Genomic DNA, 19098 nt, shown 5'->3' with positions numbered 1-19098 from the left:
GTGGACGCCTTAGAAATTCACCCAGTAATTCGCCTTCACGAGGACGGTGTTGTCGGGACGAATCTTCAAAATATCCGGGAAATCGCCGAACCCGCTGAATGTTGGATTGCTTTCCGAGCCGGTTCTCCCGTGCTGCCAGGCGACGAAAAGCACCGACCCGGGCCGATATTCCCAACGCAGTACGGCGGTCGATCTCAGCTGGAGAAAGCGAAAGTCGGGACGCCCGAAAGAGAATTCGGCTACGCCATCCGCATTGTAATCGGTTGAGCATACACCCGTATTTCCACAGGTGAATCCAGGCAACGGGGAAAAGCGATTCGCGAGACTCTTCGCCGCCGGATCTACAACCTGCTTGAAATTGTCATACGAACCTGATGACACGAATGGCTGGGCATAGAACTCGAATGAAAGTTTGGGATTGACCGTCCAGTTGAGGCGATTGGTGAGGTACACCGTTTTCTGGTGAATTTCGCCGAGCACATACCGCGTCGAGTCCAACGCCCGCCGAGCTGTCACATACTGGTAGGGATCATCCGACGGCGAGTACCTGGTCGTCACGCTGCCATTCAGTGTCTCACTCGCCTTCCAGTAGAGAGTTTGTGCGACGGATCCCGCGCGCGGACCAGTGGTAAAGGCGGCGTTCCAGTAACCTTCCATGCCAAAGGCAATATTGCGTCTACGATCGGTCGTAATTCTCAGAAAGTGGGCATGAAAGGGATCCGTACGAAGTGATGGGCCTCCGCGCAAACATGTTATGCAACGCCGGCTGAAATCCACATTCATCGGATTTGCCATAAGCGTCCAGTTATTTTTAAACGTGGCCCCCACATAGACGAATGGAAAAAAAGTTTCGATCAGCTCCCCGCCGGTAGTCCATCTTCGCCATCCGGTAGCGCTGATCTGATAATCCCTGAAAACCCCCTTCGGACGTGTATGATTGTAGCCCGCTCCAACGCGTAAATCGCGATTGTCGCCTCCAAACTGGAATCCCAGGTCGTTTACGTCGAAGCCCGGAGAGGTTTGACTGGCCAACCCCCAGTAGGTCCACGTTCCCGTCTCCTTGCCGAAGTTTGCTGTCGCGGTCCAACCGCTGAGCTCCGTCCGGCTTGTGTCAAGGTCTGTATGACGAGCATCAGGACGCTGGTAATATCGAAAGGATGATCTTTGAGCGGCGGTGATAGCGGCTCTGCTTCCGCGGATATCGCTTCCGGCGATGTTCCAGCGCAATGCGTATGTCCCGTTCGCCCAGCGATGCACGCCGTCAGCAACACCGACGTATGACGAAGAGCGCAGAAACCTCAGCTCCGGAGTCAGCTTTCGATTGACGCCGGTTATCATTGCGCCGACGGTGTTCGATCCGTTCCTGAAATCCTTTTCCAGTCGTCCGACCAGATAATGCGTAAGCGGCTCAACTGGCGAATCACCGGAAACGTTTCCGGCTGAATCGCGCAGAAGCGCTTTTTCTTGAGCTGTCATAACGCTAACGAGTCCAACGTTGAAGCCGCGGACCTTCTTTCCGGTCAGTTTAGCCGCGCCGATAATTCGCGTCTGATCGGGAATCTCGACGCTACCATTCGGCGGCGGGGCCGCGCCGCTTTGCGGACTTCGCCCGATTCTGCGCGAATAAAACACCTGGCCTTGCTGAACGTAGGTTCCAAAGAGTCCGGAACCTTCCACGAAAAACGGCCGCTTCTCCGGAAAGTACGACTCGAAAGCGGACAGATTTACAACCGATGGGTCGGCTTCGACCTGACCGAAATCCGGGTTCACTGTAACATCCAGAGTCAAGTTGGACGTCAAGCCGAGTTTGACGTCTCCACCTCCACTAAGCCGCGTATCCACAGGCGGGGCGTACGAGCCGACGGAGCTTGCCTTGCGTGTCCGGCGTGAGCTCACTGTATATGGACGCAGTTCCAACCGCACGGGCTGGCTCAAGCTATCGAGGCCTGTCAATGTCCCAAAGCGCGATGCCAGACCACTCGTTTTTTTCGAGTATGGCATCCAGTAGGCGCGCTCGGATTTACGCTGAACCCGGCGCATCACCTGAAATCCCCAGCGATTGCCACGCCGATCGTAGCGCAGCTGCGTGAGCGGGATGCGGTACTCAGCCGTCCAGCCGGCGCTATCCACGCTGGTGACCACTTCCCAAACCGGATCCCAGGAGATATCGCTCGTGTACTCGTCCTGGTAATACACGTCCCGAATGGCGCCACTCGGATTTACCGCGAACTCGAAGGCCGTCCGCCTGTCGAAATAGGAATCGAAGAAAACGGAGATCTCGTCGGCCTGAACGGTGCGGTCGCGGCGCGCGACCTCGGAGATAATTCGTCTGGGCTCCGAATCGAAGGCGCGAACCCCAACGTAAATGGCGGATTCCGAGTAAAGAACGCGTACCTCGGTGCGCTCGCTGGCCGGGGTACCGTCGGAGGGATCCCTCTGGGTGAAGTCGGTCCCTGCTTTAACTGTTGCCCACGCGGTCTCATTGAGGTGGCCGTCAATGTGGATGCGTCCATCAGCCACACGCGCAGCGCGCAACTCCTTTGACGTCGGCGCGGAACTGCTCTGGCACCAGGCCGACGAGCGAGTACCCAGGAACGCAAGCAGCAACAGTACGCCGACCGTGCGACTCAATAAATCCTCGCGCAATCCGGGTGGCTGGAGGAAACGTGGGTATGGACGTTAAATGTGTACGCGCTCGGGATGTGCGTCAACATCGTCCAACTGTGGCACGTTTCCTGACTGGTCAGGACCGTGCCTGACAATAACGGCAGGGGGATTGAATGGCGGGAGATCTGACGGGTCGGAAGGTCGCTGTATTGGCCACGGACGGTGTCGAGCAGGTGGAGCTTACCGCGCCCTGGCAGGCGCTGAAGGAGGCCCGCGCCGAGGTCACGCTTGTGTCGCTCAAGGCGGGGACTATTCAGGGATTCATTCACGAAGAAAAGGCGGACACGTTCAATGTGGATCGTCTCGCCGGAGAAGTCAGCGCGCGGGATTTCGACGCCCTGGTTCTTCCTGGCGGCATCCGCAACACGGAAGCGCTGCGGGCGACTCCCGAAGCGGTGGGCTTGGTGCGTGGCTTCATGGAATTGGATAAGCCGGTCGCCGCGATCTGTCATGCGCCGCGCATCATCGCCGAAGCGGGCGCGCTCGAGGGCCGGACTGTGACATCGCATCCGGACATCGCCGAGGACATCCGTGCCGCGGGCGGATCATGGGTGGACAAGCAGGTGGCGGTGGACCAGAACCTCCTGACGAGCCGCAGGCAGGAGGACCTGCCCGCGTTCTGCGGCAACCTGATCGCGATGCTTGCGGAAGAGATCGATGAGCGGCGGCTGGACAAGATGGTGGAGCAGAGTTTCCCGGCCAGTGATCCGCTGCCGGGGCCGATCTCGCTGAGCTGACGTGAGCTGGGCGCCGTGACACTCCACGGGTTTGCGGGCGGCCGCGCTTTGTAGGGCAAAGTACTTGACATCCCTCGGGAAGCCGCCATATGATATGCACATGACATCGGTCCGCCCGCTCAGGCCACCGCCCCCGAAGGAGCTTTCATCGCTCCACGGCCGCGCGATGGACAACCTCGCGTTCATCAGGAACACGATGGAGGCGGCGGGCTCGTTCACCGCGGTTTCGGGATGGGGAATGGTTGCCATCGGCGTGATTGCGATCGTTGTCGCGATTGTCGCCTCGCTGCAGCAGACGGCGACGGGTGCGCTCAACATCTGGCTGGTATCTGCGATTCTATCGCCGCTGATCATGGTCTGGGCGATGGTCCGGAAGGCGCGGGCGGCGAAAATGCCGCTGCTCTCCGGGCCCGGGCGGAAATTCGTGCTCAGCTTCTCGCCGCCGATGATCGTCGGCGCACTGCTGACCTTCGTGTTGTATCGGGCAGGGATGCTCGAAGTGATTCCGGGCGTCTGGCTGCTTCTCTACGGTACCGCGGTGGTCGCCGGCGGTGCGTTCTCGGTGCAGATCGTTCCCGTGATGGGCCTCTGCTTCATGGTTGCTGGCGCCCTGTCGCTTTTCATTCCCGCAGACTGGAGCCACTGGATACTCGGTCTGGCATTCGGAGGTCTGCACATCGCGTTCGGTATCCCAATCGCCAGGAGTTACGGTGGCTAAGAATGGCGCGGCACGGGATGACTCCGGCACGCGCAGTCCAATGAAAGGCGCCGCGCTGCGCCGCCCTCCCGCGCAGAAGGCGGAGGAGCTCGATCGTCTCATACACGAGCGTCTGCGGCTCGGCATCGTCAGCGCGCTCGCGGTGAACGATTCGCTGAGCTTCAGCGACCTGAAGAAGCTGATGAACACGACCGACGGAAACCTGAGCGTGCATGCCCGCAAGCTTGAGGAAGCCGAGTACATCGCATGCACCAAGTCGTTCCAGGGACGGATGCCGAAGACGCAGTATCGTCTGACGGCGGCCGGCCGCCGCGCGCTCGAGCGCTACCTCGACCATATGGAAGCCCTGATCCGCGCCACCCGGGATCGTTAGCCCCCACGACATTCAGAACATGAGCACCAGCACTCCGCGCGGCATTCACGTCGCGATAATCATGGATGGCAACGGCCGATGGGCCACGGCGCGCGGACATCTCCGCACGGCCGGCCACATCGCCGGCGCGCGCACGGTCCGCAAGATCGTCGAGGCCGCGCCCGACTGCGGAATAGGCACGCTGACGCTGTACGCGTTCTCCGCCGACAACTGGCGCCGGCCCTCGCGCGAAGTTGCGCTGCTGATGCGCCTCTTCCGCCGCTACCTGGTCTCGGAGGTCGCCCGCTGCGTGACGAACGGCGTGCGAATGAAGATCATAGGCCGGCGCGATCGCATTCCCGCCGAGCTTCTCCGGGCGATCTGCAACGCCGAGAGCGCCACGCGCGAAGGCCGCACGCTCGAGCTGCGCATCGCGGTGGATTATTCCGCGCGCGACGCCGTGCTCCGCGCAGCGCGCCACATGCGCGCCGAGCCGCACGCCGACCTCGACGCCGAGCGCGCCGCGTTCGCGCGGCTGCTCTCGCAGGTTGACAACGGCGTTGGCGCCTCACGTGACGTTGACCTGCTCATCCGCACCGGCGGCGAGCAGCGGCTGAGCGACTTCCTGCTCTGGGAGTGCGCCTACGCCGAGCTCTACTTCACGCGCCGCATGTGGCCCGAATTCTCGCCGGCCAACCTCGCCGCGGCCGTCGAGGAATTCCACGCCCGCGAGCGAAGGTTCGGTGCCGTGCCCGAGGCGGCGGCGGGCTGATCTGCGAATGTTCCATCGAAGTTTCCCTAACGTCGCGCGTTCCACCACGTCTACCAGTTGTCACACGCACAAGGCGTAGGACGCTAACGATATGGAGGTTCGATGTCGAAAATTCGCACGGCTGCCCTTGGCGCCGTTGTAGCGGTTGGAATGGCGGTGATCGCCGGAGCCCAGGTTCCAGCGAAGCCGGACAGCACGGGTCGCGGGATGCGCGACGGCGGGCCGCGTCATGGCTGCATGGAAGGAGCGCGCGGCGGATGGATGCGCGGTCCGCGTGGACACTTCGGACGCGGACAGTGTCAGGGCCGCCTGATGGCGGAGCTCAATCTCACCGATGCGCAGAAGTCGCGCATCAAGGCCATCCACGAGAAGTATCAGCCGCAGCTCAAGTCGCTGCGCGAGCAGGGACAGACGCAGTTCAAGGTCCTTCGCGATGCACGGCAGAAGGGTGACACCTCAGCCGCGACGCGTCAGCGCTTCGCGCAGCAGCGCGAGCAGTCCCGTCAGCGTGTCACCGCGCTCCGCACGCAGGTGCAGAACGAAGTTCGCACGGTGCTCACCGCCGAGCAGCGGGCGAAGTGGGATGCCGCCGCGGAGCAGCGGAAGCAGCGTTTCGAGGGACGGCGCTTCTGGCTGTGACGTACGAGCATCCCTACATTTGGCCACCGTTCCCCAGACCACCAACCCATTCACGGGACACTGCATGCCGATCAAGGAAGGGAAGCGCTACTGCATCAACCACCCCAGCGCACGGATGAACCGCACCGAGACTCTGAAGGCTCTCGTGAACATGACGGGCGGCGCCACTGACGGAACGATCAATCCCAATTCGGGCCTCGTCGTGATGCCGTTCGTCTGCGAGGAGTGTGGCTATCTCGAGCTGTACGTCGCCGACAAGACCCAGCAGGAAAAGAAATAGCCGGTGGTGGGCGTCGATGTAGTGCAGATCCGGCGTCGAACGGGCACCTCGAGAGCTACACGACGTCGGTCTCCGAGTAGAAGGTGAGCACATGTTCAAGCTGAAGCCGATCTCGCGCGACGCCATTCCCCGCGCGATTCAGAAGGCCGAGCGCTATCGCCTGCTCAACCAGTCGTGGGCGGCAGAGAGCATCTGCCTCGACATCCTTGAGGTGGATCCGGAGAACCAGCAGGTGCTCGTGATGCTGGTCCTCGCTCTCACCGATCTGCACAGCGGCGTCGCGGTGTCGGGCGTGATGCGGGCGAAGGAGTATCTCGCGCGCATCACCGACGAGTATCAGCGCGCCTACTACTCCGGGATGATCGCCGAGCGAAGAGGCCAGGCGCTGCTGGCGCAGGGAGGGATGGGCTCCGGGGCGATCGTGTACGAGTCGCTCCGCGAGGCGATGGACTGGTACGAGAAGGCCGAGGCGATCCGGCCGGCCGGCAACGATGACGCGATCCTTCGCTGGAACACATGCGCGCGGGTTCTCAGCGGGAACAGCCATCTGGCTCCGGTGAGCGACGACGGGTACGAGCCGGTGCTCGAAGACTAGCGGGCGCGTTTACAAAGTCGTCCGGGGCTGAGCGCTGATCAGTCCCAGTCCCGCCAAGCGCTGCAGTCCGGGCAACGGAACCCATTGCGGCATTATCGCCGCATAGCCGCGCGGAATCACGAAGTGCATGGCTCCCGCGAAAATGAACAGAGCGGACAGAAAAAAGAGATTTCGCGGACGTTGCATCGTCCTATTATAGTCGGGTCCGAACGTCATGTATCGCATTGCACCGTTGGAGACGTGGATGAAGCTGTCACCGGGATGGCGATCTTCTCGTTCACGGACGCCGACAAGGCGCGCGTGTGGCCATTGCTCGCTGCCGGAGTATTCGCCGAGCGCGCGGATATTCCCGCCATGCCCTGGAAGCAGCTGGGCACACATTGATGGATGAGCGCGTCTGCGTCATCGTCAACCCGGTAGCGGGAAGAGGACGCGCGGCGCGAATGATTCCCGAGATCTCGGCGCGGTTCGCCGAGATCGGCGTGAGCGACATCCGGACGACCGCTCACAAGGGCGACGAGGCCGGTAGCGCCAGGCAGGCCATCGCCGACGGGTTCACCACTCTCGTCGCGGTTGGCGGCGATGGCACGACATCCAATGTCGCGAACGCCATCCTTCACTCCGGGAGCGACGCGCGGCTAGCAGTCATGTCCGCGGGGACAGGTAACGACTTCGCCAAAGTGCTCGGCACGGAAAGAGCGAGCGCCGAGACGATTGCGCGACTTTGCGTGGAGCCGGCCGGTTCGCGGGTGGATGTCGGCCGGATCGAGGACGTCTTCTTCGTCAACTGCTGCGGATTCGGGTTCGACGTCGCGGTGCTCGAGGAAATCAGGCGCACGCGATGGCTGCGTGGCAGCTCGGTGTACCTCTACACGGCGGTCCGTCAGATTTTCGGGTTCGCGGGCATCGAGGTGGAGGTAAGGTCGGAGGAATCACATCGTCCGGCGCAGCTGCACATGCTGCTGGTGATCGCGAACTCCGCGAATTTCGGCGGAATGTTCAGGATCGCCCCGAACGCATCAGTGACTGATGGCTGCCTCGACGCGGTTTCCATCCTTTTTCTGCCGCCGGCGCGCAGGATCGCCATGCTCGTGGCGGCGACGATGGGAGCGCACGAGAGCCAGCCAGGCTGCGTGATGGAGCGCTCGCGGTCATTCGAGTTGAAGTTCGAGGCGGCGCCCACGTACGAGACCGACGGAGAGCTGCACCGTGCGCGAACCGCTTCGCTCGACGTAATTTCCTGCCCGTTGGCGCTGCGGGTCGTTACCGGGCCTGCGCGAACGCTCAGTTGATATGACATCGAAGGACCACACTTCACAAATGAGATTACCGTGATGACTCGCATTCGCGCCGCGCTCGGCCTGCTCCTCGCCGCCCTATTTGTCACGACGGCCGTGCCGGCATCGCGCGCGCAGGCACCGGCCGCTCAGACTGCACCGCCGGAGACTGTCGTGCTGAAGGCGGCGCGGATGATAACCATCGCAAGCCCGGCGGTAGTGCTGAATGCGGCGATCGTCGTGACGGGCGACCGGATCGTCGCCGCCGGGCCGGCGTCGAGCGTCGCAGTGCCCGCGGGGGCGCGCGTAGTGGAGCTTGGCGACGTGACGCTGCTTCCCGGCTTCATTGATGCGCACACTCACATCACCGGACGCACGCTTGGCGATCCCATGGCGGACCTCTCCAGCGTCAAGGATTACCCGGGCTACGCCGCCATACTCGGTGTGTCGAACGCGCAGAAGACGTTGATGGCCGGGTTTACGTCCATTCGCGTCGTCGGCTCGGGCGACTTCGGTGACATGGCGCTGCGCCAGGCGATTGACGACGGGAGAGCGATCGGTCCGCGAATGGCGGCGGCGGGGCATGCCCTGGGAATCACCGGCGGACACTGTGACGACAACGGTTGGCGTCCGGGACTTCTCGAGCGGAGCTACCGTGAGGGAGTCGCGAACGGTCCCGAAGAGGTACGGGCGGCCGTGCGGTACCAGGTGAAGTACGGCGCCGACGTCATCAAGGCGTGCGCGACCGGGGGCGTGTTATCCGAGGGTGACGCTGTCGGAGCGACGCAGTACACCTACGAGGAGATGAAGGCGATCGTGGACGAGGCGACCAAGCTGGGCCGCAAGGTTGCGGCGCACGCCCACGGAACCGAAGGAATCAAGATTGCCACGCGCGCCGGTGTGGCGTCCATCGAGCATGGCTCGTTCCTCGATGAGGAAGGCGCAAAGCTGATGGTGCAGCACGGGACAATTCTCGTTCCGACGTTGATGGCCGGCGCGGGGGTCGAAGGCTTCGCGAAAAATGGCGTGCTCAAGGGTCTGCGTGCGGAAAAGGCGCTTGCCGCGGCGGCAGCCATGAGAAACGGCATCCGGCTCGCCGCCGCGCATAAGGTGCAGATCGCGCTGGGTACCGACGCCGGTGTCATTCAGCACGGGACCAACGCGCGCGAGTTCGGATTGATGGTGGAGTGGGGAGGACTGACTCCGATCGCATCGCTCACCGCTGGCACGCTGAACGGGGCGAAGCTTTTCGGCTGGGAGAAACGCGTCGGCTCGATCGAGGCGGGCAAGCTCGCCGACATCGTCGCCGTGCTGGGCAATCCGCTCGAGGACATCCATCGCACGGAGCACGTGAGCTTCGTGATGAAGAATGGAGTTATCTACAAGGGGGCGGGCGCCAGGTAGCGCCCGCCATCACGCGGATTTGGTCTCTCCGGCGCGCATGGTCGCGGGCTCACGCGCGGTGGTTCGCCGGACGGCTTCCCAGGCGAAGCACGGCAGTGCCGCATGCCTCCACAACAAGGGAAGGGTCACGGCTGTCGGACTTATCTGGTATACATACACCACGTGGGAGACCCTGGAACACTCACGTAAGACCCGTCAGGAAGAACAGTCAACGCAGGAGCGAGAGCGCGATGAACGCCGGGGGAGCCTCGGGACGGGTGTCTTGGCGGAGCTATATGACCCCGGCACTGGCGAAGGTATGGGCGTTCCACGCTTCCTCGGTGTGGCGCAGCCGACTGAAACCACGCAGTACCGCCTCACGTAGGGTCCGTGGCCGAGGCGACCATGCCGCGGCGTCGGACCGCAGCGTTCACCTGTTCCGCTTGCGGCATAATGGGCGTTAGCTAGAGCGCGTCCTGAAACTCACGACGTGGTGTTAACGCGATAGAAAAGAGTGGCGCACCCGTGATGGTGTTCTCACGGTCTGCTTGTAGGTTTGCTTCTCGTGACGTCAAGGTGGCACTGATGAACGTGGGATCCCGACTCGCCGTAACGATCGTTCTGGTGCTCGCCACCGGTTTCTGGGGAGTCGTCGTCACTTTCTCCGATTCCCCGACGAGCTGGTCGCCGGGCATGGTGGCCGCGTACGTCGCGGTGTGGCACATCCCCGGCGCGCTCATCGTCGGGTATCTGTATCCGCGCAAGTGGTGGCTCGGGTTGCTCGTCTGCTGGGGCGCGTTGCTCGTGATGGCGGTGTCCGCGCCCGGAATCGCCGCCGCCACGTTGCTCGTCGCCGGCGTTGCGGCGTATCTGGGTCGAGCGCTCGCGATGCGACTCGCCCGGCGGGCCCCGTAGGCCAACCATTTTCTACCGAGAGAGGTCTCCCACATGATTCGCATCTCGTTCGGAATCCTGCGCGCCGCGGACTGGCCGTGCTCGACATGGTGAAAAGCAGCTGGGTCTACCGAAAGCTCCGCGCATTTCGCGCCGGGATCGAGAGCGTGATCTCGCTCCTCAAGCGCGCCTTCGGGCTGGACCGCTGCACGTGGAAAGGCGCGACTGGCTTCGTCGCCTACGTGCGAATGGGAGTGCTCACGGCCAACCTGCTCACTCTCGCGCGACACCGATTGGCCTGAACCTCCACGCAGCCAACTTCACCGCGCCGAAGAAATCGTTTTTCTCTCCGGCGTGGCTTCGATCTGGCCGTCAGTGTCAAAAGGCGCGCCCGCACGCCGTACAAAAACATCGTCACGCAACATCAAGCCAAAGCCGCACACAAAAGGCCTCACAACGAATGCAGGCTTGACTCACCGCCCGACAGAAACCACCGTTTCAGGACGGACACTAGCTAGCAACCACAGGAGGCGTTCCTCATGACTCGGCGCTCCAAGGTCTGGCTGGTGGTGGCCGTGCTCTTCATCGTCGTCAACCTGGCCGGCGCGGGGATCGCCGCCGCGGAGGGGGAACTGCTCCATACCGGCGTACATGCCGGGCTGCTGCTCCTCGGCGCGTACCTCGTGTGGCGGCTCGCACCGAGGCGCTACGCGCGCCGTATCTGGCGCTGGGGGGGGTCGGCGATCCCTGACCTACCCCGCGAGTTCACCGACGGCTTGACGCACCTCGAGCAGTCCGTGGACGCCGTCGCGATCGAGGTCGAGCGGATCGGTGAGGGGCAGCGATTCATGACGCGCTTCTTCACCGAGAACGGCATCCCGCGGACGCCCGGCGAGGGCGCCGCGGAGCCGATCGAGATCAAGGCACGGGAGGCGGCGCCGGACATCCCCCGTTACTGATCTTCAGCGAGTTCGGGTAAGCGCTTTCGCGCGACATGTGCGTACGTGTGCGGAATCCCCGCGCCGGGGCCTCACCCCAATTTCATGAAGGTCAGTAGTTGGTTGGGTGCATAAAAAGAAACAGGCTCGGGCAAGTTCGCCTGAGCCTGTTCCCTAACTACTTGTCATGGACCCACTTACAAAGCTCCCGAGGAGGGACTTGAACCCCCGACCCGGTGATTAACAGTCACCTGCTCTACCACCTGAGCTACTCGGGAATGGTCTGAGAAAACTACGCCGGGCGAAGACCTAAATCAACCGCGATGGCTCGTCGCATGCGCCTTGCCGTTGGATGCCGTCTATTATCCACTCCAGCCCGCCAGGACGTCCCTCCATATCCCAGACAAGATGACCACCACGTCAAAATCAAATCAGAAAAAGACCGCCCTCGTAACCGGGGGCTCGGCCGGCATCGGCCTGGAGCTCGCAAAGCAGCTCGCCGCCCACGGTCATGATCTCATCCTCGTCGCGCGCCACCGCGATGCCCTCGAGGCCGCGGCGGGGACTCTCGAAGGAAAGTACGGCGTCAAAGTCATGGTCATCGCGTCGGATCTCGCGGATCCGGCGTCACCGCAAAGATTGTTCGATGCCGTCACGGCGGAGGGAAAGCGCGTTGATTTCCTCATCAACAACGCTGGCTTCGGGCTGGGCGGCGAGTTCAGCGACACCGACCTGGATCGCGAGCTGGACATGATCCAGGTCAACATCGCCGCGCTCACACACCTCGCGAAGCTGTTTCTTCCGGCAATGCTGCAACGCAGGGAAGGGCGCGTCATGAACGTCGCCTCCACTGCCGCATTCCAGCCCGGCCCTCTGATGGCGGTGTACTACGCAACCAAGGCATACGTCCTCAGCTTCTCCCAGGCGCTCGCCGAGGAGCTGCGCAATAGCGACGTCACGGTGACATGCCTCTGCCCTGGCGCGACGGCGACGCATTTCGCCAAAACGGCGGGCACCTCCAATTCCAGATTGTTCACCAGGCTCGGCGTCGCCGCAGCCGATGACGTTGCGCGGTATGGCTACGCGGCGATGATGCGGGGAACGCGTGTCGCGATCCCGGGCGTGCGCGACAGGATCATGGTGCAGGCGGAGAGGATCGCACCGCGCGCGCTCGTCACGAAGCTCGCGCGCATGGCGCAGGAGAATCGCTAGCGCGCCACGCGTTGCCGCTTCTCGGTCGCGACAGGCAATGGTGACTTGCGCAGGATGGGCGCGAGAAACTGTCCGGTGTACGATTGGGGCACCGCGGCGATCTCTTCGGGCCGGCCCATCGCCACGAGGAGTCCGCCACCGATGCCGCCTTCCGGCCCTAGATCAATGATCCAGTCCGCGATCTTGACGATGTCGAGATTGTGCTCGATGAGAAGCAGCGTGTGGCCATGCTCGATCAGCCGGTCGAGAACCTCAGTGAGCTTCCGGATGTCCTCGAGGTGCAGCCCCGTCGTCGGCTCGTCCATGATGTACAGCTTGCGCCCGCGCTTCCGTCCCGCTGCGGCCAGCTCGCGCGCGATCTTGATTCGCTGCGACTCACCGCCCGAGAGCGTCGTCGCCGGCTGACCGAGGCGAAGGTATCCCAGTCCGACCTGCTGGAGCTGCCACAGCGCCTGGCCGAGCTTCTCCTCGCGCGGGAAGAACCGGATCGCCTGGTCCACGGTGAGCTCGAGCACGTCCGCGATGCTCTTCCCATTCACCTTGACGTCGAGCACTTCCGGCTTGAACCGCTTGCCCCCGCACGCGTCGCACGGGACATGAACGTCGGCCATGAACACCATCTCGACCTCGAGCGACCCGGCGCCTTCACAATCCTCGCACCGCCCGCCCTCGACGTTAAAGCTGAACGTGCTCGGCGTGTACTTGCGCTGCCGCGCGACCAGCGCGTCGGCGAAGATCGATCGGATCTGGTCGAACGCCTTGATGTACGTGACCGGATTCGACCGGGGCGATTTACCGATCGGGCTCTGGTCTATCATCACGACTTCGTCTATCGCATCCCAGCCGGTGAGCGTCGAATATGATCCGACCGTTTCGCCGAGGTGACGCTTGGCGGTGTTCTCGCCCTCGATCAGCGTCTCGAGCGCGCGGAACAGGACGTCATGCACGAGAGTGCTTTTTCCCGACCCGGAAACGCCGGTGACCACTGTCATGGCGCCGAGCGGAATCCGAACGTCAACGCCCTGCAGGTTGTGCTCTCTCGCGCCGGTGAGCGTGATCCATCTTGGACCCACCCGTCTGCGCTCCAGCGGAAGCGGAATCTCCCGCTCCCCGGTGAGATACTTTCCGGTAAGGGGACTCTCGTGCACGCGCGACATTGGTCCGGCGAATACCACCTCGCCGCCATGCTCTCCGCTGCCCGGACCGAGCTCGACCATGAAGTCCGCCGCCTCGATCGCCGCCAGGTCGTGCTCGACCACCAGAACGGTGTTGCCCGAGTCGCGAAGCCGCTTCAGGAGACCGAGGAGGCGGCTCATGTCGCGCGGATGCAGTCCGATGGATGGCTCGTCGAGAACGTAGAGAGTGTCCACGAGCTGCGATCCGAGTGAGTTCGCGAGACCGATTCGCTGCGCTTCACCGCCGGACAGCGTGCGCGTCGCACGGTTGAGCGACAGGTAGTCGAGTCCAACGTCGCGCAGAAATCTGATCCGCTCGCGCGCTTCGCGCAGAATCGTCTCGGCGACCGACTGCTCGAACTCCGACAGGACGAGCTCATCCACCCACTCGCACAAACGGCCCACAGCGAGGTCCGAGATCTCGGCGATGGTGCGGCCGTCCACCCGCACGTTGAGCGCTTCCGGCTTCAGCTTGGCGCCGTGGCAGTCGGGACATTCCTGCGCCGTCTGGTACTGGCGAAGGAAGATCCGGATGTACTGCTTGTAGCGTTTCTCCTCGAGGTCGGAGAGGAAGGGCAGGATGCCCTTGTAGCCGCGGGTGCGTGCGTTGAGGAGGATGTGCTGCTGCGACGCGGTGAGCTCGCGCCACGGCTTGTCCATCGGAATGTCCTCGCGCCTCGCGAAGTCGGCGAGAGCGCGCCGCTTGTTGTCGTAGCGCGGCTTCGTCCACGGATCTATTGCACCGTCCCGGAGAGTGCGGTCGGGATTGCAAACGATGAGAGACTCGTCGTACTCGAGCACCGCGCCGAAGCCATTGCATCGCTCGCACGCGCCGCGTGGATTGTTGAACGAGAACAACTGGGGCGACGGCGCCGGTGCGCGGGCGCCGTCGTAGGGACACTCGAATCTTTCGGTGAAGCGAAGCTTCTCCAGCGTATCCGCGAGAACGATTACGCACTCGCCATCGCCGTCGGCGAAAGCGGTTCCGATGGCGTCGTTGAGACGTGCTCCGACATCGTCTGACAGCGCCAGTCGGTCCACGACTACCAGCACCTCGGCGACCCTGGTGAGATCTGTATTCGATCCGGCGAGGTCGTCGAGATGCAACATTGCGCCACTGGCGTAAACGCGCAGAAAACCCTGCGCGCGCAGATTCTCCACCACGACCGCGTGCGTGACGCGCTCGGAAAGGCGGAGCGGGAAAGCGACGTAGAACCGGATTCCAGGCGACAGCCGAAGCACCGTATCGGCGACTGACTGCACCGTGTCGGATTTCATCTCGCGCGCGCAGACCGGGCAGTGTGTGTGTCCGACGCGTGCCCACAGGAGGCGGAGGTAGTCGTAGATCTCGGTGGCGGTGCCGACCGTGGAGCGCGATGTCTTGGTCAGATTCCGCTGCTCGATGGCGACAGCGGGTGACAATCCGTCAATGGAATCGACGTCCGGCTTTTCCATGCGTTCGAGAAACTGGCGGGCGTATGCCGACAGCGATTCGACGTACCGGCGCTGTCCTTCGGCGTAGATCGTATCGAAGGCGAGGGACGACTTGCCCGATCCCGAGGGCCCGGTGATGACAGTGAAGGTGCGGCGCGGAATCTCGAGATCGAATCCCTTGAGATTGTGCTGTCGGGCGCCGCGGATGACGATGCTCTCTTTCACGTTTGCAAGTTATTCACTCGGGGGCGGCAATGCCGAAGAAACCCCGATTCCCAGAGCGCTTTACCACAGATGCACAGATGGGCACAGATGAAAACCCCGGGGTTTTCATCTGTGCCCATCTGTGCCATCTGTGGTAAAAAACGCTCTTGAACTAAAGGCGCCTCACCAATCTCCCGGCGAGGAGCAGGACGATGGCCCCTAAGGTGGAGAGCGCGACCGATCTGAGATCGAAGCTGCCGGCGGATACGGTGCCCCAGCCGAAGCGGGTTCCAATGAACCCGCCGATCACCGCGCCGATGATTCCGAGCAGGATCGTGACGATGCAGCCAGATGGATCCCGCCCTGGCACCAGGAACTTGGCCAATGTTCCCGCTACCAGACCGAGAAGGATCCAGTAGAGCCAGAGCGGCATGGACTACTCCCTCACCCTGCCGAGGCCGTGGCCGCTATGGTACTCGAGTACGGCCCCGCGTGGACATTCTGTAGATCCAGAGAAGAATCAGCGCTCCGACGACCGCGAGCAGCATGCTCTGGAGCGAGAAGCCCGTCAGCGGGGCTCCCATCAGCGTACTGCCGAGGAAACCGCCGATGACTGCGCCGACAATACCGATGATCATCGTGACGATGATTCCACCAGGGTCGTTGCCCGGCATAATTGCCTTGGCAATCGCTCCTGCGATCAGGCCAAGGACGATCCATGCGAGAAAATTCATCTCTCCTCCGTAGGGTGAAATGAGCCCAGATAGCTGGACTGCAACCTCGGGGGAGTGCAACCTGCGTACCATTCCCCCGACGTCGGTGGCGTGGCGACATATCTGCCGTTACCATACCGCTGGATGTCGAGCCCCGCAACCCTGCACGAAGAAGACGCGCTGGCGAGAACATATGACGCGCGCCTCATGCGGAGGCTGCTGAAGTATGTCCGCCCGTACAAGGCGCTCGTCGCCGCCGCGCTGGCGCTGCTTCTCATAGAAGGCGTGCTTCAGCTCGCCGGTCCTCTCCTCACACGGCAGGTCATAGACGTCGCCCTTCCGAAGCGCGACGAAGGAGCGATCGTGCGTGCCGCGATTCTCTTCGCTGTCACGCTCGTCGCCCAGTTCATCTGCTCCTTCGGCGAGGCGATGCTGACCAATCTTCTCGGCCAGAGCGTGATGCGTGATCTCAGGATCGAGATCTTTGCGCATCTTCAGCGCCTGTCCGTCGCCTTCTTCGACAGAAATCCCGCCGGCCGCCTCATCACCCGCGTGACGTCCGACGTCGAGACCCTGAACGAACTCTTCACCTCGGGTGTCGTCTCCGGACTCGGCGACCTCTTCGCGCTGATCGCGATCGGCGTGACGATGTTTCTCCTCGATTGGCGGCTGTCAATTGCGGTGCTGCTCGTGATTCCTCTGGTGGCAGGAGTGTCCGACTGGTTCCGCACCGGCGTTCGCGACGCCTATCGCGACATTCGGACCCGGCTCGCGCGCATCAACTCCTTCCTCCAGGAACGCATCACCGGAATGCGCATCGTGCAGCTGTTCGGAGGCGAGGAGCACGAAGCGGAGCGATTCAGCAAGCTGAACGCGGACCATCTGGAGGCGCACAAGAGGTCAATCACTGTATACGCCATCTATTTTCCGGCGATCGAGGTGCTGACGTCAGTTGCGGTCGCGCTGCTGGTCGTCGTCAGCGCCTCGCTCGTTCACGCCAATACTCTCACCGTGGGCGCGCTGGCCGCATTTCTCCAGCTCAGCCGGCGATTCTACCAGCCGCTCCAGGACCTCGCCGAAAAATTCAACATCCTTCAAAGCGCGATGGCGAGCTCGGAGCGGATCTTCATGCTCCTCGATACTGAGCCCTCGACTATCCCGATTCGCACTGGGCCGCGCGAGCGGCAGAGGATGAAAGTCGAGGTGCGTTTCGACGGAGTCTGGTTCGCTTATGACGTCGGCCATGTCGCCGGCAGGTCTTCGGGCGCGCCGGCAGAGCCGGAGTGGGTGCTGAAGGGCGTCTCGTTCACGGCCGAGCCGGGCAGGACGCTCGCTATCGTCGGGCATACCGGTGCGGGCAAGACCACAATCGTGAACCTGCTGATGCGGTTCTACCGGCCGCAGCGGGGCAGAATCCTCGTTAATGGCGTGGACATCGAGGAGATGCCGCTGGACGAGCTGCGCGGGCTGATCGCCTACGTTCAGCAGGACATTTTCCTCTTCGCGGGCGACGTCGCGACGAATATCCGGCTTTCGAATCCGCTCACCGACGACGAGGTCGCGGAAGCGGCGGCGAAGGTCGGCGCCGACCGCATAGTCCGCCGTCTGCCCGGTGGCTATGGCCAGCAGCTTGGCGAGCGGGGAGCTTCACTCAGTGTCGGGGAGCGTCAGCTGCTGTCATTCGCACGGGCCGTGGCAGCCGATGCTTCGCTGTTGATTCTGGATGAAGCGACGAGCGCCGTGGACAGCGAGATCGAGGCGGAGATTCAGCGCGCCCTGGCGATTCTCATGGAGGGGCGCACGACGATCGCCATCGCCCACCGGCTGAGCACCATCGTCAGCGCCGACGAGATTCTCGTCCTGCACCACGGCGAGGTGGTCGAGCGGGGGACCCACGAAGCCCTCCTTGCGCGGGGCGGACTCTACGAGCGCCTCTGGCGGCTTCAGAGCGGGGAAGAAATACTTCGGGCAGGACAACGCTTGCTGCCCCCGTGGACTGTGGCGTAGTTTGTGTACTGAGTTAACCTTTTTGTGAGCCAATCCATTGACATTTTCTTGCCCGCGCATCGCGGGGAGCGCTCATTAGTGCACCTGGCTGTCTCAGCTAGAACCGATACGGGCAGGCTGCGCAAGGGGAACGAGGACAACCTCTACGCCGACGCCAACGAGTACCGCGGCCTCTTCATCGTCGCGGACGGCATGGGGGGCCATGCGGCGGGCGAGATCGCCAGCCAGATGGCCGTTGATCTCATCGCCAGCGAGCTCGCCGACGTCAACGATCTCGCGGCCGAAGAGGCCGGTCGGAGGCTGGCGTCCACTCTTCGCCTCGCCAACCGTCAGGTCTTCCAGCGCACGATGAGCGAGGTGGAGAAGACGGGAATGGGCAGCACTGCGTCGGCGCTTCTTCTGTCCGACACGCGCTATATGATCGGGCATGTCGGCGATTCGCGCATCTACCTGGTCCGCGACGGCGAGATGAGGCAGCTGACGCGAGATCACTCGCTGGTCCAGGAGCAGGTGGACGCCGGGCTCATCACGGCCGAGCAGGCGAGGCATCATCCGCAGAGCAACGTCATCACGTGCTGCATCGGCATGAGCAACGAGATCGAGCCCGACATCATCACCGGTGAGACACAGGTCGGCGACGTCTTTCTCCTTGCCAGCGACGGTCTTACGGGAATGGTCGAGGACAAGCGGCTCCAGCAGCTTCTTCAGTCACGCGCTACGCCGGAGCGCATCGTGAATGCGATGATTGCGGACGCGAACAACAATGGCGGAATAGACAACATCACGGCGATCGTCGTGAAAGTCATCACCTCCGACACACGGTTTGCGACGGGGGAGGTAACCCCCGTTCCGCAGGGCCGGTCGCATGGATGAGGCTGGCTACCCGGCTCCTCCTTCCGCCGACGGGACTGAAACAGTCGCCGCGACAGCTCAGCTCTACCTCGGCAACATACTTTACGCCATCGAGCTCGCCGCGCTCGGGCTCGAGGAACAGCAGAAACCCGCCGACGCGGCGTTTTATCGCGGGATAGCCCGCAAGCTTGCCGAAGCGCGCGGGAGGGAACGGGCAACGGGTAACGGGTAGCAGGTAACGGGTAACGG

General features: G+C 62.9%; 21 protein-coding genes, 1 tRNA gene and 1 pseudogene. 17 read left to right on the top strand and 6 right to left on the bottom strand.

Features of this window, described 5'->3' with window-relative positions; all coding sequences use genetic code 11:
* Window positions 1-9 precede the first annotated feature (9 nt).
* The gene (locus Q7S20_09435; GenBank protein ID MDO8502055.1) at window positions 10-2646 is read right to left on the bottom strand and encodes a DUF5916 domain-containing protein; all 2637 of its coding nucleotides are present in this window, start codon (window positions 2644-2646) and stop codon (window positions 10-12) included.
* 134 nt (window positions 2647-2780) lie between these two features.
* On the opposite strand from Q7S20_09435, the gene Q7S20_09430 reads away from it, so the two are divergent.
* From Q7S20_09430 to Q7S20_09400, 7 genes are all read left to right on the top strand, one after another.
* Window positions 2781-3404 (top strand): type 1 glutamine amidotransferase domain-containing protein, encoded by a 624-nt coding sequence (locus Q7S20_09430; GenBank protein MDO8502054.1) that lies wholly within the window; start codon window positions 2781-2783, stop codon window positions 3402-3404.
* A gap of 100 nt (window positions 3405-3504) precedes the next feature.
* Window positions 3505-4122, top strand: a complete 618-nt coding sequence (locus Q7S20_09425; GenBank protein MDO8502053.1) for a hypothetical protein — start codon at window positions 3505-3507, stop codon at window positions 4120-4122.
* The gene (locus tag Q7S20_09420) at window positions 4115-4495 is read left to right on the top strand and encodes a transcriptional regulator (protein ID MDO8502052.1); all 381 of its coding nucleotides are present in this window, start codon (window positions 4115-4117) and stop codon (window positions 4493-4495) included. Before Q7S20_09425 ends, Q7S20_09420 begins: the two co-directional genes overlap by 8 nt.
* Before the next feature lie 19 nt (window positions 4496-4514).
* The gene (locus Q7S20_09415) at window positions 4515-5246 is read left to right on the top strand and encodes a di-trans,poly-cis-decaprenylcistransferase (GenBank protein ID MDO8502051.1); all 732 of its coding nucleotides are present in this window, start codon (window positions 4515-4517) and stop codon (window positions 5244-5246) included.
* A gap of 102 nt (window positions 5247-5348) precedes the next feature.
* On the top strand, window positions 5349-5885 hold the full coding sequence (locus Q7S20_09410) for a Spy/CpxP family protein refolding chaperone (protein MDO8502050.1): 537 nt from the start codon (window positions 5349-5351) through the stop codon (window positions 5883-5885).
* A gap of 64 nt (window positions 5886-5949) precedes the next feature.
* A complete protein-coding gene (locus Q7S20_09405) occupies window positions 5950-6165 on the top strand; it encodes a hypothetical protein (protein ID MDO8502049.1) in 216 nt (71 codons plus the stop codon).
* Between the two features lie 91 nt (window positions 6166-6256).
* Window positions 6257-6760 (top strand): hypothetical protein, encoded by a 504-nt coding sequence (locus tag Q7S20_09400; GenBank protein ID MDO8502048.1) that lies wholly within the window; start codon window positions 6257-6259, stop codon window positions 6758-6760.
* Between the two features lie 9 nt (window positions 6761-6769).
* Here the strand turns inward: Q7S20_09400 and Q7S20_09395 are convergent, their stop codons facing one another.
* A complete protein-coding gene (locus tag Q7S20_09395) occupies window positions 6770-6946 on the bottom strand; it encodes a hypothetical protein (GenBank protein ID MDO8502047.1) in 177 nt (58 codons plus the stop codon).
* A 54-nt stretch (window positions 6947-7000) separates the two neighbouring features.
* Here Q7S20_09395 and Q7S20_09390 point away from each other — a divergent pair, with 54 nt between their 5' ends.
* From Q7S20_09390 to Q7S20_09365, 6 genes and pseudogenes are all read left to right on the top strand, one after another.
* Window positions 7001-7144 (top strand): hypothetical protein, encoded by a 144-nt coding sequence (locus Q7S20_09390; GenBank protein MDO8502046.1) that lies wholly within the window; start codon window positions 7001-7003, stop codon window positions 7142-7144.
* Window positions 7144-8052: a YegS/Rv2252/BmrU family lipid kinase gene (locus Q7S20_09385; protein MDO8502045.1), complete on the top strand. Its 909-nt coding sequence runs from the start codon at window positions 7144-7146 to the stop codon at window positions 8050-8052. Before Q7S20_09390 ends, Q7S20_09385 begins: the two co-directional genes overlap by 1 nt.
* Before the next feature lie 42 nt (window positions 8053-8094).
* Entirely contained in the window at window positions 8095-9441 is a 1347-nt protein-coding gene (locus tag Q7S20_09380) for an amidohydrolase family protein (GenBank protein MDO8502044.1), read from the top strand.
* A 564-nt stretch (window positions 9442-10005) separates the two neighbouring features.
* Window positions 10006-10335: a hypothetical protein gene (locus Q7S20_09375; protein ID MDO8502043.1), complete on the top strand. Its 330-nt coding sequence runs from the start codon at window positions 10006-10008 to the stop codon at window positions 10333-10335.
* A 47-nt stretch (window positions 10336-10382) separates the two neighbouring features.
* Window positions 10383-10616 (top strand): annotated as a pseudogene (locus tag Q7S20_09370) (ISNCY family transposase).
* Between the two features lie 237 nt (window positions 10617-10853).
* Window positions 10854-11273: a hypothetical protein gene (locus Q7S20_09365; protein MDO8502042.1), complete on the top strand. Its 420-nt coding sequence runs from the start codon at window positions 10854-10856 to the stop codon at window positions 11271-11273.
* A 184-nt stretch (window positions 11274-11457) separates the two neighbouring features.
* Here Q7S20_09365 and Q7S20_09360 read toward each other — a convergent pair.
* A tRNA-Asn gene (locus Q7S20_09360) sits at window positions 11458-11530 on the bottom strand.
* 130 nt (window positions 11531-11660) lie between these two features.
* Here Q7S20_09360 and Q7S20_09355 point away from each other — a divergent pair.
* A complete protein-coding gene (locus Q7S20_09355; GenBank protein MDO8502041.1) occupies window positions 11661-12464 on the top strand; it encodes an SDR family oxidoreductase in 804 nt (267 codons plus the stop codon).
* On the opposite strand, the gene uvrA is transcribed toward Q7S20_09355, so the two are convergent.
* The 3 genes from uvrA to Q7S20_09340 form a co-directional block, all read right to left on the bottom strand.
* Window positions 12461-15298: an excinuclease ABC subunit UvrA gene (gene uvrA / locus Q7S20_09350; protein MDO8502040.1), complete on the bottom strand. Its 2838-nt coding sequence runs from the start codon at window positions 15296-15298 to the stop codon at window positions 12461-12463. The genes Q7S20_09355 and uvrA overlap by 4 nt on opposite strands.
* 151 nt (window positions 15299-15449) lie before the next feature.
* Window positions 15450-15710 (bottom strand): GlsB/YeaQ/YmgE family stress response membrane protein, encoded by a 261-nt coding sequence (locus Q7S20_09345; protein MDO8502039.1) that lies wholly within the window; start codon window positions 15708-15710, stop codon window positions 15450-15452.
* A gap of 34 nt (window positions 15711-15744) precedes the next feature.
* Window positions 15745-16011 carry a GlsB/YeaQ/YmgE family stress response membrane protein gene (locus Q7S20_09340; GenBank protein ID MDO8502038.1) on the bottom strand — a complete coding sequence of 89 codons (267 nt, stop codon included), beginning with the start codon at window positions 16009-16011 and terminating at the stop codon, window positions 15745-15747.
* A 54-nt stretch (window positions 16012-16065) separates the two neighbouring features.
* On the opposite strand from Q7S20_09340, the gene Q7S20_09335 reads away from it, so the two are divergent.
* The 3 genes from Q7S20_09335 (at window position 16066) to Q7S20_09325 (ending at window position 19081) form a co-directional block, all read left to right on the top strand.
* A complete protein-coding gene (locus tag Q7S20_09335; protein ID MDO8502037.1) occupies window positions 16066-17997 on the top strand; it encodes an ABC transporter ATP-binding protein in 1932 nt (643 codons plus the stop codon).
* A 78-nt stretch (window positions 17998-18075) separates the two neighbouring features.
* The gene (locus Q7S20_09330) at window positions 18076-18870 is read left to right on the top strand and encodes a Stp1/IreP family PP2C-type Ser/Thr phosphatase (protein MDO8502036.1); all 795 of its coding nucleotides are present in this window, start codon (window positions 18076-18078) and stop codon (window positions 18868-18870) included.
* Window positions 18863-19081: a hypothetical protein gene (locus Q7S20_09325; GenBank protein MDO8502035.1), complete on the top strand. Its 219-nt coding sequence runs from the start codon at window positions 18863-18865 to the stop codon at window positions 19079-19081. Before Q7S20_09330 ends, Q7S20_09325 begins: the two co-directional genes overlap by 8 nt.
* Window positions 19082-19098: the final 17 nt, after the last annotated feature.

The sequence above is a fragment of the Gemmatimonadaceae bacterium genome, from assembly GCA_030647905.1.
Lineage (GTDB): Bacteria > Gemmatimonadota > Gemmatimonadetes > Gemmatimonadales > Gemmatimonadaceae > UBA4720.
Note: the sequence above shows the minus strand (reverse complement) of the source record. Positions and strands in the feature narration are given on the sequence as shown.

Coding starts and splice junctions, on each gene's coding strand:
- Q7S20_09430 (MDO8502054.1), top strand. CDS start 2,781: ATGGCGGGAGATCTGACGGGTCGGAAGGTCGCTGTATTGGCCACGGAC.
- Q7S20_09425 (MDO8502053.1), top strand. CDS start 3,505: ATGACATCGGTCCGCCCGCTCAGGCCACCGCCCCCGAAGGAGCTTTCA.
- Q7S20_09415 (MDO8502051.1), top strand. CDS start 4,515: ATGAGCACCAGCACTCCGCGCGGCATTCACGTCGCGATAATCATGGAT.
- Q7S20_09410 (MDO8502050.1), top strand. CDS start 5,349: ATGTCGAAAATTCGCACGGCTGCCCTTGGCGCCGTTGTAGCGGTTGGA.
- Q7S20_09405 (MDO8502049.1), top strand. CDS start 5,950: ATGCCGATCAAGGAAGGGAAGCGCTACTGCATCAACCACCCCAGCGCA.
- Q7S20_09400 (MDO8502048.1), top strand. CDS start 6,257: ATGTTCAAGCTGAAGCCGATCTCGCGCGACGCCATTCCCCGCGCGATT.
- Q7S20_09395 (MDO8502047.1), bottom strand. CDS start 6,946: ATGCAACGTCCGCGAAATCTCTTTTTTCTGTCCGCTCTGTTCATTTTC.
- Q7S20_09385 (MDO8502045.1), top strand. CDS start 7,144: ATGGATGAGCGCGTCTGCGTCATCGTCAACCCGGTAGCGGGAAGAGGA.
- Q7S20_09380 (MDO8502044.1), top strand. CDS start 8,095: ATGACTCGCATTCGCGCCGCGCTCGGCCTGCTCCTCGCCGCCCTATTT.
- Q7S20_09375 (MDO8502043.1), top strand. CDS start 10,006: ATGAACGTGGGATCCCGACTCGCCGTAACGATCGTTCTGGTGCTCGCC.
- Q7S20_09365 (MDO8502042.1), top strand. CDS start 10,854: ATGACTCGGCGCTCCAAGGTCTGGCTGGTGGTGGCCGTGCTCTTCATC.
- Q7S20_09355 (MDO8502041.1), top strand. CDS start 11,661: ATGACCACCACGTCAAAATCAAATCAGAAAAAGACCGCCCTCGTAACC.
- Q7S20_09345 (MDO8502039.1), bottom strand. CDS start 15,710: ATGCCGCTCTGGCTCTACTGGATCCTTCTCGGTCTGGTAGCGGGAACA.
- Q7S20_09340 (MDO8502038.1), bottom strand. CDS start 16,011: ATGAATTTTCTCGCATGGATCGTCCTTGGCCTGATCGCAGGAGCGATT.
- Q7S20_09325 (MDO8502035.1), top strand. CDS start 18,863: ATGGATGAGGCTGGCTACCCGGCTCCTCCTTCCGCCGACGGGACTGAA.